Origin of the sequence: Endozoicomonas sp. ALC020 (assembly GCF_049275935.1) — a bacterium.
In the GTDB taxonomy this organism is placed as follows: Bacteria; Pseudomonadota; Gammaproteobacteria; order Pseudomonadales; family Endozoicomonadaceae; genus Endozoicomonas_A.
Map to the genome: position 1 here is coordinate 6652768 of NZ_CP184830.1, position 16490 is coordinate 6669257.

Consider the following 16490-nt stretch of genomic DNA (forward strand, 5'->3'; position numbering starts at 1 on the left):
CGCAGGGCACCCGGTACAGCAGCCTGGTGATATTGGAGCCTTATGGTTCAGTTAATGCTCTACCACTCCCAGCGCACTGCGCTGCATCTCAATACTGGTGGTGCAGAAATCCCCTGAACCATCTCTGGCTGAAAGCCTATTAATTACTCTCACTGCCTTGTGGGAGCGAAAGGTCATATCCAGACCGGCATTACTGTGTTTAACCGGCGCAGGCTCTCCCCGGTAGACTGTGGCTGAGACGGTGATCTTGTTCAGATCTTTCGGATCGACTTCAAACGGGCTCTCGTCCAATACAGTGAAGTTGGCGTACTTCCCGACATCAATGGTGCCAATCTGGTTTTCTAAGCGGGCAGTATAGGCCGCGTTGATAGTGATGGCCTTGAGTGCTTCTTCGACACTGATCCGCTCCAGAGGCCCAAGTGTTCTACTGCCGGATAAGCCTAAGCGGTTAACTGCTGCCCAAGCCAGGCTCAGTGGCTGCGCCGGTGCCATGGGTGCATCAGAGTGTAGGGAAAGTACACCGCCTGCATCAATGAACGATTGGCCACGGGACATGGTTTCCGCCCGCTCTTTCCCGATTCCGTGCACGCTATAAAGCTCACCCAGTATGTGGGTGTAGTAAGGATTAACGCTGAAGTTGGCGCCCTGGTCAACGGCTCGGGTAATATCGTCTTTGCCGGTAAAGCCCAGGTGGTGGTATCCGGTTCGGTGATCTTCTCTGGGCGCTTCATTGTTTAGCGTTTCAACAATATCGATAGCGGTTTCAAACCCGAGGTCACCATTTGCATGGACAATAACCGTGTAATCGTCGTACCAGTAAGGCCTCATGCTGTCTTCGAGTTCTTCCGGTTTTTGGATCCATTCGCCTTTGTGGCCATCGGTATAGCCATCTTTCATATGCATTAACTGGCTATACATTGCCCCGTCAGAAAATAATTTGACGTACTTTGGCAGCCAATTGATTTGGTCAGATTCTTTGTAGGTCCGGGTTTGTTGTTCTGCCATGGCTTTGCCTTTTTCGGCATCATTTTGCGATAGCATGTAGGTGAAATTACCTGCCGGGATCAACCAGTAGTCCATCGGAAAGGTATCATTGGTCAAGACATCCACCATTTCGTTATACATCTGCGCAGAGAGCAGGACACCCGGGTCAATCACCGTGGTGATACCGCCTGAATGGACATAGTCTTTAGTGCGTTTAACCCCTTTGGCAAATCGTCCCGAGTCCAAGAAATACATAAAGAGCTCGTTCATGATCGCTTTCAGACCCGTCTCGTAGGCGTGACCTCTATCCCAATTAAGCTGGGATATTTGTTTTTTCTTCCAATCCGTTTCGTTCCAGCCCAGCATCTTAAGGGCAGCATCGTTAAAATAAACCTCGTGAAAGCTACGGTGCCATACAATAATTGGCCGGGTTTCGGAGAGCTTATTCAAGGCCTTTTTGCTCATGTTCTGACCATGAAAATAGTTGTGATATCCCCAGGTAATAAGAGGTTCGTTCTCAGGCAGAGACTGTTCCAGTCGAGCAAGCTGGTCAAAGTAGGCTTTCTCATTTTGGACACCATTCACATACCCCCAGGGGAATGCCCAGTCTGCGGGGGTGATGAAATCCATACTCAGTAACAGACTGCTCATCCAGATATGCATATGAGGTTCGACAAAACCCGGCAGAATCGTTTTATCGATGTATTGTGTATCTACCACCAGATTACTTTCGTCTTTGTAGGCTTCTATTAACGCTTCCTGATGGCCGATATTGATAATCTTCCCATCCTGAACTGCAATGGCTGTGGGCTTGTCTTTAATAGCCTCTGAAAGGGTAATGATGTCATTGGAGACAAATACAGTGATAGGGCTGGTAACAGACTCATCTGGAGCCCTTCCGAGTGAGCACCCTGCCAGGATGGATAAGGACACAGTTAATGCGGAAACTTTGAAGATATTTTTCATATTACAAACCGTCAATGAAAAAGGCAGAGCATCCCCGGGTTAACCACTCCACCAAAAGGCAAGATGCAAAAAATAGCAATATTAAACGGCCATGATAAATGCATTATGATGGGCAATTACATTCATTTTTTTATGGGCAGCAGGAGAAAGATAAATGTTCTCATACGAGCACTTAGCCGCATTTTGCGCCACGTTTGAAGAAGCCAGCTACAGCAAAGCAGCAAAGAAACTGCACAAAGACAGAACCACCATTCGTGAGCAAGTGAAGGCGTTAGAAGACAGTTTTGCAATCCGTTTGTTTGCCATTGAGGGAAAGAAAGCCGTGGCAACAAACGAAGCTGATGCCCTCTATCGTCAAGCAAAGGTGCTGGTTAAAAACAGTAATCTTCTCTATCGCCGAATGATCGACAGCTACAAACAGGCACTTGAATCTCTGATTGTTTACCATGACAACCTGGTACCCAATAGCTTGATAAGAGTGGTTAATCAATCAGTCAGGGATCAGTTTCCGATGTTGCGCCTGCATTGGTTGCATCGAAACCGGGATGAGACGCTGGACGCGTTAGTGAGCAACCAGCATTGTGTTGCCATTATGCAAAGCCGGCTTAGAAACATGCCTGAGCGTACCTTCAGTTTTATTAATCTGGGTACCAGTGAACACGGTTTTTATTGTCATCCTGAGCACGCACTGGCAAAGCGAGATTGTATTCAAATGGATGAGCTTGAACTGGCCACGCAATACTTAAGCGAAAACCACCATAATAGTAATCCTGAACTTTATTCCATTTCTACCCATGTATGCTTAGTGAGTAATAATGATGTACTACTGACTCTGCTGCTTGAAGACGGGTGGGCGATCCTGGAGCACTCTTTAGCTGCGCCCTTGTTGCAAAGTGGTCAGTTGGTGCAACTCAATGTTAATGAACTGGCTAACGCGCTTCGGGTACATTTATCATTTTATTGTCCTCCGGAATTAGAACGTTATCCGGAAGTTGCAGCTGTTAAATCTGCATTACAGGTATTTGCCAAGAGTAATTTCCGCTAGTTGCAAGGTACTCACACTCCAGAGAAATAGCGGAATCAAGAACTCCGGACTGGATAACCATGAACTTTTATGCCTGTTTACTGTCGAATGGCATAGATTTCTTTGGATGTTCTATTGCTATGAGTTACGGATTACCAACAACAACCCATGCCGCCAGTTCAAGTACCACTACGACATCGCAACCATCACGGTATTATTCGTCAGGTTCAAGTACCGATAATGCACCAAAGCGTAAATCTGACTTAAACCCGGAAGCTCGACCGTTTATGCCACGTGCTCAAGGTGTTCAGGAATGTACGAACACACCTCCAGATATCGGGCGCCGACAAGCGACTGAATACCCAACGTTTACTCCCCGGAGGTTTGGCCAAAGAGCAAATAGCTCTCGCCCTGAAGCGACTCAACGAGCGATTAAAGAAAAGATCAGTAGCGGTTTCGATACCTTAAAAGATAAGGACTTCATAAATGCAGAAGCAACATTCCGGGCCATCTTAAACGAAAACCAGGGCAAGCTGACCCTGTTAGAAGAGCAGAACACAACCATAGGGCTTGCAAGATCGCTAAAAGAGCAAACTTATGAAAAAAAGAGAGAAGCCTGCGATCTTCTGGAAAAACTCAGGTTGAAAGGAAAGCTCACCGCGCTCAAGGCTTCAACCATTAAAAACCTTGATCTGACCCTGAGTCAATGTGAAATGGCACTTGGAAGGTACCTTGATGCTGAAGCACGACTTTTGAGACTGAGAAACATAAATCCCGATGCTGATGAGGCGAGCCTCTGTCAGCCTTCTGACAATTTTGACGCTGATATGGCTAATAGCAAGCTGTGGCAGGTTATGGAAAAACACACACTGACTGAAACATTCCTGCTTAACATGCGATCAGTGTTGACTATTAATTTACGGTCGGTCCGATCCGCTTACGCCTTACAAAAACTGCATAAAAACCTCCATACAGTTAATATGACTCTGGCAATATTCTGGCAGGAGAGAGGTAAAAATGAATGGGCTGAAGGTCTGCTGTTGAGCATGATTGGTATAGCCCCCAATGGCAGTGAGGAGTTCCTGCACCGTCCCTGCCATCATGACATTAAACTGGCGCTGGCAAGACTCTGGAACGTGATGGACAAAAATTATCAATCTGAAAGACTGCTGCTGAGCCTGAGTAACAAGCCTCCTTATGCCAGTGAGGAGATTATTTGCACCCCCTCTGATCATCGTAAAATTGATCTGGCTCTGGTGCGGCTTTGGCAGAAGATGGGTAGATATGATCGGGCTGAGAGACTGCTGCTGAATATGAGTGGCAAGCACCTTGGTATGAGTTCGGACATCCTTTGCAGGCCATGTGGGCAACATGTCATTGATCTGGCTCTGCTGCGTCTCTGGCAGGATATGGACAAACATGAACTGTCTGAAAGACTGCTGCTGAACATGAGCCACAAGCATCCCGATGACAGTGAAGACACCCTGTGCAAGCCCTTTGGAAATCATGTTATCGACATCACTCTGGCACGACATTGGGAGCTGGCGGGCAAATATAACCTCACTGAAAGACTGCTGCTCAACATGTGTGGTATAGACCCAAATGCCAGTGAAGACACCCTTTGCACTCCTGGTGAGAATCAGGAAATTGACCTCACCCGTATGCGACTCTGGCAGCTGATGGGCAAATATGAATGGTCTGAGAGACTGATACTGAATATGAGAGGCAAGCCCCCCAATGCCGATGAAGACACCCTTTGCTCGCCTTCCGGGAATCATAGCATTGACGTGTGTCAGGCACGAATCTGGCAAAATATGAACAAATATGAACTGTCTGAGAGGCTGCTGTTGAACATAAGTCACAAGCATCCCAATGCCGATGAAGACAGGCTCTGCACGCCTTCCGGGAATCATGAAGCTGATCTGGCCCTGGTTCGACTCTGGGAGATAACGGGAAAAAATAAATTAGCTGAAAGCCTGCTGCTGAACATGAGAGGTACTCACCTCTATGCCACTGAGGAAGAACGATGCAGCCCCTGTGGAAATCTGGAACTAGACCTGACTATAACGCGACATTGGGAGGAAACAGACAAACTGTACCTGTCTGAAAGACTCTTGCTGAACATGAGTAGCAAGCATCCCGATGACAGTGACGATCGTCTGTGCATGCCTTGCGGGTATCATCATATAGATCTGGCACTGGTACGACTCTGGCAGAGAATCGGCAAATATGAATGGGCAAAAGAACTGATCACACGCTGCTGTGATATATACTCTTCGAGTGAGTGTGAATTAGCACTGTTGAGATTATCTGCCGGGCAAGCAGGATTTTTGGAAATGATCAGCAGGCAACCGGAGAATGCCAATACCCTGCTGACTTGCTCGATCCATTATTTCAGACTGGCATGTGAGCAAATAACAGAGGACGTCCCGGGGTCAGGAAAAGATAACTTAAACAAGGCGCTCGAGCTTGTTGAATCAGCATTGGCAAAGTTCCCCCCAAGTGCAGGCGCTTGTTCGCAAAAAGCGCATTGTCTCAGAATGATGGGTGCCAGCGAGAAAGAATGGAAGGAATGGTTCCAAAAAGCCAACCTCCTTGACCCCAACCGATTACAAAAGAGTAAAACTGATTTTTGGCGAAGCAAAGAATCCGCTGCTCTTCAGAAGTTATGGGATCTCAAAGAGTAAACAGACATTTTTGAACCTTTATGCCTGATGACTCAGGCCAGCCTGCCGGGCAAGAAGGATTTATGGACATGATGAGTCGCTATCCGGAAAGTGCGAACCTTGCAGGCTCTCAATATAGACGAACAACCATGAACTTTAATGAGCGTTTGCTGTCCAAGGAGCACAGTTTTACAAAAATGTAATAGTTCTATGGCATATGGACCAACACCGACGACCGGCACTGCGGTCAGTTCCAGCGCTCCGGCAGCAACACCTGAAGCGAGTAAATCTTCCTTAAACCCGAATGCAGAAACGTTTATTCCACGCTCTGAACAGGTTAAGCAAAGTCCGGACACACCCTTATCTGTCAGATACCCACAAACGACTGCAGGCCAGAACATCACTCCTCAGACGTTTCAAAAACAGAGGATAAAAAATTATTCCAAAGAAACTGCAATGAAGGTTAATAACGCTTACGAAGCACTAAAAAAACAAAATTTCATAAAAGCAGAAGAAATATTCCGGACCCTCTTAAGCGAAAACCAGGGCATACAAAGTCAGTTCGGCTATCAAGACATAATCATAGGGCTTGCAAGGTCGCTAAAAGAGCAAACGGTTAACAAACAGATAGAAGCCTGCAATATTCTGAATCAACTCAGATCAGAAGGACCGCTTAATGCATTTGGGGCTTCGACCATTCATAACCTTGATCTGACCCTGAGCCTTTGTGAAGAGAAAATTGGTTTGCAACTGAACGCGGAAGCACGACTTTTGATGTTGAGAAACAAAAGGCTCAATGATAATGAAAATGCCCTGTGTGCGATTTCTGACAATTTTGACGCAGACATTAACATGGCCCGAATATGGCAATTTTTACACAAATGGTCGCTGTCTGAAAAACTCCTGTTGAGCATAAGAGCAGCGCTGATTAATAGCCTGCTGTTGAATCCATACGATGTAGAAAAATTGCGCAGACACCTCCATCTCGTAAATTTGGCTCTGATTCGACTCTGGCAGCTTATGCAAAAATTCCAACTGTCTGAGGGCCTGCTGCTGGAAATGATGGGCAAACATCCCGATGACAGTGAGGACATTCTCTGCAAGCCCTCCGCCCATGATGACATCAACCTGGCTCTGGTGCGTCTCTGGCAGGATATGGGGAAACATAAACAGTCCGAAAGACTGCTGCTGAAAATGAGCAAAAAGCATCCTGAGGACACTGAGGACATTCTCTGTCGGCCCTCTGGGGATCATGACATTGACCTGGCTCTGGCAAGATTATGGATAATTATGGGCAAACATAAGCTGGCTGAAAGACTGCTGCTGAGCACTTGTGGCAAGCACCCCGATGAGAGTTGGGACTACCTCTGCAAGCCCTCCGGGCATCATGTTATTGATCTGGCTCAGGTACGCCTCTGGCAGGAAATGGACAAACATGAACTGTCTGGAAGACTGCTGCTGAACATGTGCCACAAGCATCCTCATGACAGTGCAGACAGCCTGTGTAAGCCCACTGGGCATCCTATTATCGACATCGCTCTGGTGCGACATTGGGAGCTGGAGGGCAAATATCAACTGGCTGAAAGACTGCTGCTTAACCTGTGTGGCACACACCCGGATGCCAGTGAAGACAGCCTTTGCAAACCTTGTGGGAATCAGGAAATTGATCTGGCCCGGATGCGACTCGGGCAGCTAATGGGCAAACATGAACGCTCTGAAAGGCTGCTACTGAATATGATTGGCCTGCACCCCAATGCCGATGAAGACAGCCTGTGCAGGCCTTCAGGGAATCATGACATTGATATGGCCCGGGTGCGAGTCTGGCAAGTTATCGGCAAAGATGAACTGTCCGAGAGGCTGCTGCTGAATATGATTGGCCTGCAGCCCGATGCCGATGAAGACAGCCTGTGCAAACCTTCCGGGAATCATGAGATTGATCTGGCTCGGGTGCGACTCTGGCAAGATAAGAGCAAATATGAACTGTCTGAGAGGCTGCTGCTGAACATGAGTGGTAAGTACTTATGTGCCAGTGAGGAGGAACTCTGCAGGCCCTGTGGAAATCATCTCACTGACCTGTCCCTGGCGCGACTTTGGGAGTTCATGAACAAAGATTACCTGACTGAAAGGCTGTTACTGAACATGAGTGGCAAGCACCCCAATGCCGACGAAAGCAGCCTGTGCAAACCTTGCGGGAATCATCTCATAGACCTGTCTCTGGCGCGACTTTGGGAGTTCATGGATAAAAATTATCTGGCCGAAAAGCTATTGCTGAACATGAGTAGCAAGCACCCCGATGACAGTGACGATCGTCTGTGCATGCCTTGCGGGAATCATCATATAGATCTGGCACTGGTAAGACTCTGGCAGAGAATCGGCAAATATGAATGGGCAAAAGAACTGATCACACGCTGCTGTGATGTATACCCTTCGAGTGAGTGTGAATTAGCACTGTTGAGATTATCTGCCGGGCAAGCAGGATTTTTGGAAATGATCAGCAGGCACCCGGAGAATGCTAATACCCTGCTGACTTGCTCGATCCATTATTTCAGGCTGGCATGTGAGCAAATAACAGAGGGCGTCCCGGAGTCAGGAAAAGATAACTTAAACAAGGCGCTCGAGCTTGTTGAATCAGCATTGGAAAAGTACTCCCCGAGTGCAGGCGCTTGTTCGCAAAAAGCGCATTGTCTCAGAATGATGGGGGCCAGGGAGAAAGAATGGAAGGAATGGTTCCAAAAAGCCAACTTCCTTGAACCCAACCGATTGCAGAGGAGTAAAACTGATTTTTGGCGAAGCAAAGAAGCCGCTGCCCTTCAGAAGTTATCGAATCTCAAAGAGTAAACAGACATCCTTGAATCTTTATGCCTGATGACTCAGGCCTATCTGCCGGACAAGAATGATTTATGGGTATGATGAGCCGCTATCCGAAAAGTGCGAATACCTTGCAGGCTCTCAATATAGACGAACAACCATGAACTTTAATGTCCGTTTTCTGTCCAAGGAGCACAGTTTTACAGAGATGTATTGCAATGACATACGGACCAACATCAACCAACAGCGCCACGGTCAGTTCCAGCGCTCCGACATTTACGACACCCCAAGCGAGTAAATCTTCCTTAAACCCGAATGCAGAACCCTTTATTCCACGCTCTGAACAGGTTAAGCAGGGTCCGGAAGCACCCTTATCTGTCAGATACCCACAAACGACTGCAGTCCAGAACATCGCTCCTCATACGTTTCAAAAACAGAGGATAAAAGATTATTCCGATGAAACTGCAATGAAGGTTGGTAAGGCCTACGAAGCACTAAAAAAACAAGATTTCATAAAAGCAGAAGAAATATTCCGGACCCTCTTAAGCGAAAACCAGGGCATACAAAGTCAGTTCGGCTATCAAGACATAATCATAGGGCTTGCAAGGTCGCTAAAAGAGCAAACGGTTAACAAACAGATAGAAGCCTGCAATATTCTGAATCAACTCAGATCAGAAAGACCGATTAATGCATTTGGGGCTTCGACTATTCATAACCTTGATCTTACCCTGAGCCTTTGTGAAGAGAAAATTGGTTTGCAACTGAACGCGGAAGCACGACTTTTGATGTTGAGAAACAAAAGGCTTAATGATAATGAAAATGCCCTGTGTGCGCTTTCTGGCAATTTTGACGCAGATATTGCTATGGCCCGGGTATGGCAACATTTACACAAATACTCGCTGTCTGAAAAACTCCTGCTGAACATGAGAGCAGAGCTGATTAATAGCCTGCTGTTGAATCCATACGATGTACAAAAATTGCACAGACACCTCCATCTCGTTAATTTGGCTCTGGTGTTTCTCTGGCAGGATATGGGTAAACATAAACAGGCCGAAACACTGCTGCTGAAAATGAGCAAAAAGCATCCTGAGGACACTGAGGTCATTCTCTGCCGACCCTCTGGGGATCATGACATTGACCTGGCTCTGGCAAGATTATGGATAATTATTGGCAAACATAAGCTGGCTGAAAGATTGCTGCTGAGCACTTGTGGCAAGCAGCCCGATGAGAGTTGGGAGTACCTGTGCAAGCCCTCCGGGCATCATGTTATTGATCTGGCTCTGGTACGCCTCTGGCAGGAAATAGACAAACATGAACTGTCTGGAAGACTGCTGCTGAACCTGTGCCACAAGCATCCTCATGACAGTGAGGACAGCCTGTGCAAGCCCTCTGGGTATCCTATTATCGACATCGCTCTGGTGCGACATTGGGAGCTGGAGGGCAAATATCAACTGGCTGAAAGACTGCTGCTTAACCTGTGTGGCACACACCCGGATGCCAGTGAAGACAGCCTTTGCAAACCTTGTGGGAATCAGGAAATTGATCTGGCCCGGATGCGACTCGGGCAGCTAATGGGCAAACATGAACGCTCTGAAAGGCTGCTACTGAATATGATTGGCCTACACCCCAATGCCGATGAAGACAGCCTGTGCAGGCCTTCAGGGAATCATGACATTGATATGGCCCGGGTGCGAGTCTGGCAAGTTATCGGCAAAGATGAACTGTCCGAGAGGCTGCTGCTGAATATGATTGGCCTGCAGCCCGATGCCGATGAAGACAGCCTGTGCAAACCTTCCGGGAATCATGAGATTGATCTGGCTCGGGTGCGACTCTGGCAAGATAAGAGCAAATATGAACTGTCTGAGAGGCTGCTGCTGAACATGAGTGGTAAGTACTTATGTGCCAGTGAGGAGGAACTCTGCAGGCCCTGTGGAAATCATCTCACTGACCTGTCCCTGGCGCGACTTTGGGAGTTCATGAACAAAGATTACCTGACTGAAAGACTGTTACTGAACATGAGTGGCAAGCACCCCAATGCCGACGAAAGCAGCCTGTGCAAACCTTGCGGGAATCATCTCATAGACCTGTCTCTGGCGCGACTTTGGGAGTTCATGGATAAAAATTATCTGGCCGAAAAGCTATTGCTGAACATGAGTAGCAAGCACCCCGATGACAGTGACGATCGTCTGTGCATGCCTTGCGGGAATCATCATATAGATCTGGCACTGGTAAGACTCTGGCAGAGAATCGGCAAATATGAATGGGCAAAAGAACTGATCACACGCTGCTGTGATGTATACCCTTCGAGTGAGTGTGAATTAGCACTGTTGAGATTATCTGCCGGGCAAGCAGGATTTTTGGAAATGATCAGCAGGCACCCGGAGAATGCTAATACCCTGCTGACTTGCTCGATCCATTATTTCAGGCTGGCATGTGAGCAAATAACAGAGGGCGTCCCGGAGTCAGGAAAAGATAACTTAAACAAGGCGCTCGAGCTTGTTGAATCAGCATTGGAAAAGTACTCCCCGAGTGCAGGCGCTTGTTCGCAAAAAGCGCATTGTCTCAGAATGGTGGGAGCCAGGGAGAAAGAATGGAAGGAATGGTTCCAAAAAGCCAACTTCCTTGAACCCAACCGATTGCAGAGGAGTAAAACTGATTTTTGGCGAAGCAAAGAAGCCGCTGCCCTTCAGAAGTTATCGAATCTCAAAGAGTAAACAGACATCCTTGAATCTTTATGCCTGATGACTCAGGCCTATCTGCCGGACAAGAATGATTTATGGGTATGATGAGCCGCTATCCGAAAAGTGCGAATACCTTGCAGGCTCTCAATATAGACGAACAACCATGAACTTTAATGTCAGTTTGCTGTCCAAGGAGCACCGTTTTACAAAAATGTAATAGTTCTATGGCATATGGACCAACACCGACGACCGGCACTGCGGTCAGTTCCAGCGCTCCGGCAGCAACGCCTGAAGCGAATAAATCTTCCTTAAATCCGAATGCAGAACCGTTTATTCCACGCTCTGAACAGGTTAAGCAAAGTCCGGACACACCCTTATCTGTCAGATACCCACAAACGACTGCAGGCCAGAACATTCCTCCTCAGACGTTTCAAAAACAGAGGAGGAAAAATTATTCCAAAGAAACTGCAATGAAGGTTGATAAGGCTTACGAAGCACTAAAAAAACAAAATTTCATAAAAGCAGAAGAAATATTCCGGACCCTCTTAAGCGAAAACCAGGGAATAGAAAACCAGTTCGGTTATCGAGACATAATCATAGGGCTTGCAAGGTCGCTAAAAGAGCAATCAGTTAACAAACAGATAGAAGCCTGCAATATTCTGAAACAACTCAGATCAAAAGGACCACTTAATGCATTTGGGGCTTCAACCATTCATAACCTTGATCTGACCCTGAGCCTTTGTGAAGAAAAAATTGGTTTGCAACTGAACGCAGAAGCACGACTTTTGACGTTGAGACACAAAAGGCTCAATGATAATGAAAATGCCCTGTGTGCGCTTTCTGGCAATTTTGACGCAGATATTACTATGGCCCTGGTATGGCAACATTTACACAAATACTCGCTGTCTGAAAAACTCCTGCTGAACATGAGAGCAGGGCTGATTAATAGCCTGCTGTTGAATCCATATGATGTAAAAAACTTGCGCAGAAAACTCCACACCGTAAATTTGACTCTGGCTCGACTCTGGCAGCATCTGGAAAAATTCCAACTGTCTGAGAGCCTGCTGCTGGATATGATGGGCAAACATCCCGATGACAGTGAGGACATTCTCTGCAAGCCCTCCGCCCATGATGACATCAACCTGGCTCTGGTGCGTCTCTGGCAGGATATGGGTAAACATAAACAGGCCGAAAGACTGCTGCTGAAAATGAGCAAAAAGCATCCTGAGGACACTGAGCACATTCTCTGCAGGCCCACAGGAGATCATAACATTGACCTGGCTCTGGCAAGACTATGGATCATTATGGGCAAACATAAGCTGGCTGAAAGACTGCTGCTGAGCACTTGTGGCAAGCACCCCGATGAGAGTTGTGACTACCTGTGCAAGCCCTCCGGAAATCATATTATTGATCTGGCTCAGGTTCGCCTCTGGCAGGATATGGACAAACATGAACTGTCTGGAAGACTGCTGCTAAACATGAGCCACAAACATCCTCATGACAGTGAAGACAGCCTTTGCAAGCCCTCTGGGCATCCTATTATCGACCTCACTCTGGTGCGACATTGGGAGCTGGCGGGCAAATATCAACTGGCTGAAAGACTGCTCCTTAACCTGTGCGGCACGCACCCGGATGCCAGTGAAGACAGCCTTTGCAAACCTTGTGGGAATCAGGAAATTGACCTGACCCGGATCCGACTCGGGCAGCTAATGGGCAAACATGAACGCTCTGAAAGGCTGCTACTGAACATGATTGGCCTACATCCCAATGCCGATGAAGACAGCCTGTGCAGGCCTTCAGGAAATCATGACATTGATATGGCTCGGGTGCGACTCTGGCTACGTATCGGTAAAAATAAACTGTCCGAGAGGCTACTGCTGAATATGATTGGCATGCAGCACAATGGCGATGAAGACAATGCCGATGAAGACGATGCCGATGAAGACACCCTGTGCAAACCTTCCGGGAATCAAGACATCGACCTGGCTCGGGTGCGACTCTGGCAAAATACGAGCAAATATCAACTGTCTGAAAAGTTGCTGCTGAACATGAGTGGTAAGTACTTTTGTGCCTGTGAGGAAGAACTGTGCAGGCCCTGTGGAAATCATGCCGTTGACCTGTCCCTGGCGAGACACTGGGAGTTAATGGACAAATATTACCTGACTGAAAAGCTGTTACTGAACGTGAGTGGCAAGCATCCCGATGCCGATGAAGGCAGCCTCTGCAAACCTTGCGGTAATCATCTCATTGACCTGGCTCTGGCGCGACTTTGGGAGTCAATGGACAAATATTACCTGACTGAAAGACTGTTACTGAACATGAGTGGCAAGCACCCCAATGCCAGCGAAGACAGCCTGTGCAAACCTTGCGGGAATCATTTCATTGACCTGGCTCTGGCGCGACTTTGGGAGTTAATGGACAAACATTATCTGGCCGAAAGGCTATTGCTGAACATGAGTAACAAGCACCCCGATGACAGTGACGACCATCTGTGCATGCCTTGCGGGAATAATGTTATAGATCTGACACTGGTACGACACTGGCAGAGAATTGGCAAATATGAATGGGCTAAAGAACTGATCACACGCTGCTGTGATTTATACCCTTCGAGTGAGTGTGAATTATCACTGTTGAGCTTATCTGCCGGGCAAGCAGGATTTTTGGCAATGATCAGCAGGTATCCGGAGAGTGCTAATACCCTGCTGACTTGCTCGATCCATTATTTCAGACTGGCATGTGAGCAAATAGCAGAGGACGTCCCGGGGTCAGGAAAAGATAACTTAAACAAGGCGCTAGAGCTTGTTGAATCAGCATTAGAAAAGTACCCCCCGAGTGCAGGCGCTTTTTCGCAAAAAGCGCATTGTCTCAGAATGATGGGTGCCAGCGAGAAAGAATGGAAGCAATGGTTCCAAAAAACCAACTTCCTTGACCCCAACCGATTGCAGAGGAGTAAAACTGATTTTTGGCGAAACAGGGAAGCCGCTGCCCTTCAGAAGTTATCAATCTCAAAGAATAAAAAAACTTCTTTGAACCTTTATGACTGATGACTGTCCAACAGCATAGATTTTCAAGGAATCTACATCATTATGAGTTACGGGCCAACACCTTCAACCAGCGCTCCAGCCAGTTCGGGCACTGAGACATCGCAATCGCCTCAATATTGTGCGCCAGTTTCCTATGCCGATGCGGCAAAAAAGCCTCCATCTACCTCAAATCGGCAAGCTAAACCTCTCAATCCACCGACTCAACTTCCAGATGGTGTTCGTCAACATTCGAACAGACCCTCAAGGCAAGCAACTGCATACCAGAGTTCTACTCCCCGGACCTTTCAGGCGAAGACCTGCCCTCCTGAGGCGCTTAAAAAAGCGATCGATAGCGCTTTCGCGATGCTCAACAATCAAAATTTCACAGCTGCAGAAAAAGCATTCCGGACCCTCTTAAACGGCAAACATGGCATACCGAACCGGTTCGACAAGCAGGAAGCAACCATAGGGCTTGCAAGATCTCTAAATGAGCAAACCCGCGAAAAACAGATAGAAGCCTGCTCTATTCTGGAAGAACTCAGGTTAGATGGAAAACTTAACAGGTTCGGAGCTTCGACCATTAGTCACCTTGATCTGTGCCTGAGCCTCTGTGAAGAAGCACTTGGAAGATACCTTGATGCCGAAACCCGACTGTTGAGACTGAGAAAAAAAATGCGCGATGCCAATGAGAGAGTCCTGTGCGAACCTTCTCACTATTATGCCGCAGATATTAGTAATGCACGACTGTGGCAGCTTATGGGCAAATACACTCTGGCTGAAACATTGTTACTGAACTTAAAGACAGAACTGACTAAAAACCTGCAGTCAAAACCCTATTCTCCTGCTATATCAAAACTGCGTAAATACCTCGATACCGTCAACATGACCCTGATGCGACTCTGGCAGTTGATGGGCAAACATCAAAAGGCTGAACTTCTGATGCTCGGCATCATTGGCAAGCACCCCAATGACGATGAGGACGTCCTCTGCAGGCGATCTGATCGTAAAGACGTTGATCTGGCTCTGACGTTTATCTGGCGGGGGTTGGGCAAGCGTGGGCGCGCTGAGAGGCTGCTGCTGAACATGAGTCGCAAGCATCCCGATGACAGTGAGGAGATTCTGTGTCGCCCCACTGGCCATCGTGCCATTGACATGGCTCTGGTGCGAACCTGGGAAGAAATGGACAAACTTGAGCTGGCTGAAAAGCTACTGCTGAACATGAGTGGAAAGCGCCCCGGTGACAGCGAGGAAGAACTGTGCAAGCCCTGTGGGCATCATGACATTGATCTCTCTCTGGCGCTAGTCTGGCAGAGGAAATACAAATATATACGAACTGAAAAGCTACTGCTGAACATGAGTGGAAAGCACCCCGGTGACGGCGAGGAAGCACTGTGCAAGCTCTCTGAGAATCGCGAAATTAACCTGGCTCTGGTTCGATTTTGGGAACTGAAGGGCAAATATGAACTGGCTGAAAAGCTGCTGTTGAACATGAGTCGCAAGCATCCCGGCGCCAGTGATGAGATCCTGTGCAAGCCCTGCTGGCAGCTGGAAATTGATCTGACACTGGTGCGACACTGGGGGATCTCGGGCAAATATCACCTCTCTGAAAGACTGCTGCTTAACATGAGTGGCAAGGACCCCCATGACAGTGAGGAGATCCTTTGCAAGCCTTGTGGAAATCATGATATTGATCTGGCGCTGGCGATGCTCTGGGAGATGATGGATAAACCTGAACAGACTGAAAGACTGTTGCTGAACATGGGTGGTAAGCAGCCCGGTGACGACGAAGACAGCCTGTGCAAGCCCTCTGGCAATCATGAGATTGACCTGACTCTGGCACGCTGCTGGGAGAATACAGGCAAATTTGGACGGGCTAAAAGACTGCTTGAGCGTGGCTGTGAATTCTATCATTCGATTGAATTTGAACTCTCACTATTAAAGTTACCTACCGGGCAAGAAGGATTTATGGAAATGATCAGTCGCTATCCGGAAAGTGCCAATACTTTGCTGGCTAACTCGGTCCATTATTTCAGCCTGGCTTGTGAGCAGATCATTCAGGATGACCCGGAGTCAGGACAAGATAACCTTCATAAGGCTCTGGAATTTGTGGAATCGGCACTGAAAAAATACCCACCGAGTGCGGGAGCTTTTTCCCAAAAAGCGCACTGTCTCAGAATGCTGGGGAAAAGTGAGCAAGAATGGAGGGAATGGTTTGATAGAGCGAGAGCCTTTGACTTCAGACGGGCACAGAGGGCTAAAACTCATTTTTGGCGAAACAGGGAGGCCGCTGCCCTTCAGAAGTTATCGAATCTCAAAGAATAAAAAAACATCCTTGAAC

8 protein-coding genes are annotated in these 16490 nt (G+C 47.6%); 7 read left to right on the plus strand and 1 reads right to left on the minus strand.

What is annotated here, in order from left to right:
• Positions 1 to 51: 51 nt before the first annotated feature.
• On the minus strand, positions 52 to 1950 hold the full coding sequence (locus tag ACOJUO_RS24905; protein ID WP_422138506.1) for an amidohydrolase: 1899 nt from the start codon (positions 1948 to 1950) through the stop codon (positions 52 to 54).
• A gap of 154 nt (positions 1951 to 2104) precedes the next feature.
• Here ACOJUO_RS24905 and ACOJUO_RS24910 point away from each other — a divergent pair, with 154 nt between their 5' ends.
• From ACOJUO_RS24910 to ACOJUO_RS24940, 7 genes are all read left to right on the plus strand, one after another.
• Positions 2105 to 2995 carry a LysR family transcriptional regulator gene (locus ACOJUO_RS24910; protein ID WP_422134570.1) on the plus strand — a complete coding sequence of 297 codons (891 nt, stop codon included), beginning with the start codon at positions 2105 to 2107 and terminating at the stop codon, positions 2993 to 2995.
• A gap of 119 nt (positions 2996 to 3114) precedes the next feature.
• A complete protein-coding gene (locus ACOJUO_RS24915; RefSeq protein ID WP_422138507.1) occupies positions 3115 to 5661 on the plus strand; it encodes a hypothetical protein in 2547 nt (848 codons plus the stop codon).
• Positions 5662 to 5681: 20 nt separating this feature from the next.
• Complete coding sequence (locus ACOJUO_RS24920) at positions 5682 to 5843, plus strand: hypothetical protein (RefSeq protein ID WP_422134572.1); 162 nt, start codon at positions 5682 to 5684, stop codon at positions 5841 to 5843.
• A gap of 7 nt (positions 5844 to 5850) precedes the next feature.
• Positions 5851 to 8478, plus strand: a complete 2628-nt coding sequence (locus ACOJUO_RS24925; RefSeq protein WP_422138508.1) for a hypothetical protein — start codon at positions 5851 to 5853, stop codon at positions 8476 to 8478.
• Positions 8479 to 8666: 188 nt separating this feature from the next.
• A complete protein-coding gene (locus tag ACOJUO_RS24930) occupies positions 8667 to 11162 on the plus strand; it encodes a PABP-interacting PAM2 motif-containing protein (protein ID WP_422138509.1) in 2496 nt (831 codons plus the stop codon).
• A gap of 191 nt (positions 11163 to 11353) precedes the next feature.
• Entirely contained in the window at positions 11354 to 14173 is a 2820-nt protein-coding gene (locus ACOJUO_RS24935; protein ID WP_422138510.1) for a hypothetical protein, read from the plus strand.
• Positions 14174 to 14215: 42 nt separating this feature from the next.
• Complete coding sequence (locus ACOJUO_RS24940; RefSeq protein WP_422138511.1) at positions 14216 to 16474, plus strand: hypothetical protein; 2259 nt, start codon at positions 14216 to 14218, stop codon at positions 16472 to 16474.
• Positions 16475 to 16490 lie beyond the last annotated feature (16 nt).

Coding starts and splice junctions, on each gene's coding strand:
- ACOJUO_RS24905 (WP_422138506.1), bottom strand. CDS start 1,950: ATGAAAAATATCTTCAAAGTTTCCGCATTAACTGTGTCCTTATCCATC.
- ACOJUO_RS24910 (WP_422134570.1), top strand. CDS start 2,105: ATGTTCTCATACGAGCACTTAGCCGCATTTTGCGCCACGTTTGAAGAA.
- ACOJUO_RS24915 (WP_422138507.1), top strand. CDS start 3,115: ATGAGTTACGGATTACCAACAACAACCCATGCCGCCAGTTCAAGTACC.
- ACOJUO_RS24920 (WP_422134572.1), top strand. CDS start 5,682: ATGCCTGATGACTCAGGCCAGCCTGCCGGGCAAGAAGGATTTATGGAC.
- ACOJUO_RS24925 (WP_422138508.1), top strand. CDS start 5,851: ATGGCATATGGACCAACACCGACGACCGGCACTGCGGTCAGTTCCAGC.
- ACOJUO_RS24930 (WP_422138509.1), top strand. CDS start 8,667: ATGACATACGGACCAACATCAACCAACAGCGCCACGGTCAGTTCCAGC.
- ACOJUO_RS24935 (WP_422138510.1), top strand. CDS start 11,354: ATGGCATATGGACCAACACCGACGACCGGCACTGCGGTCAGTTCCAGC.
- ACOJUO_RS24940 (WP_422138511.1), top strand. CDS start 14,216: ATGAGTTACGGGCCAACACCTTCAACCAGCGCTCCAGCCAGTTCGGGC.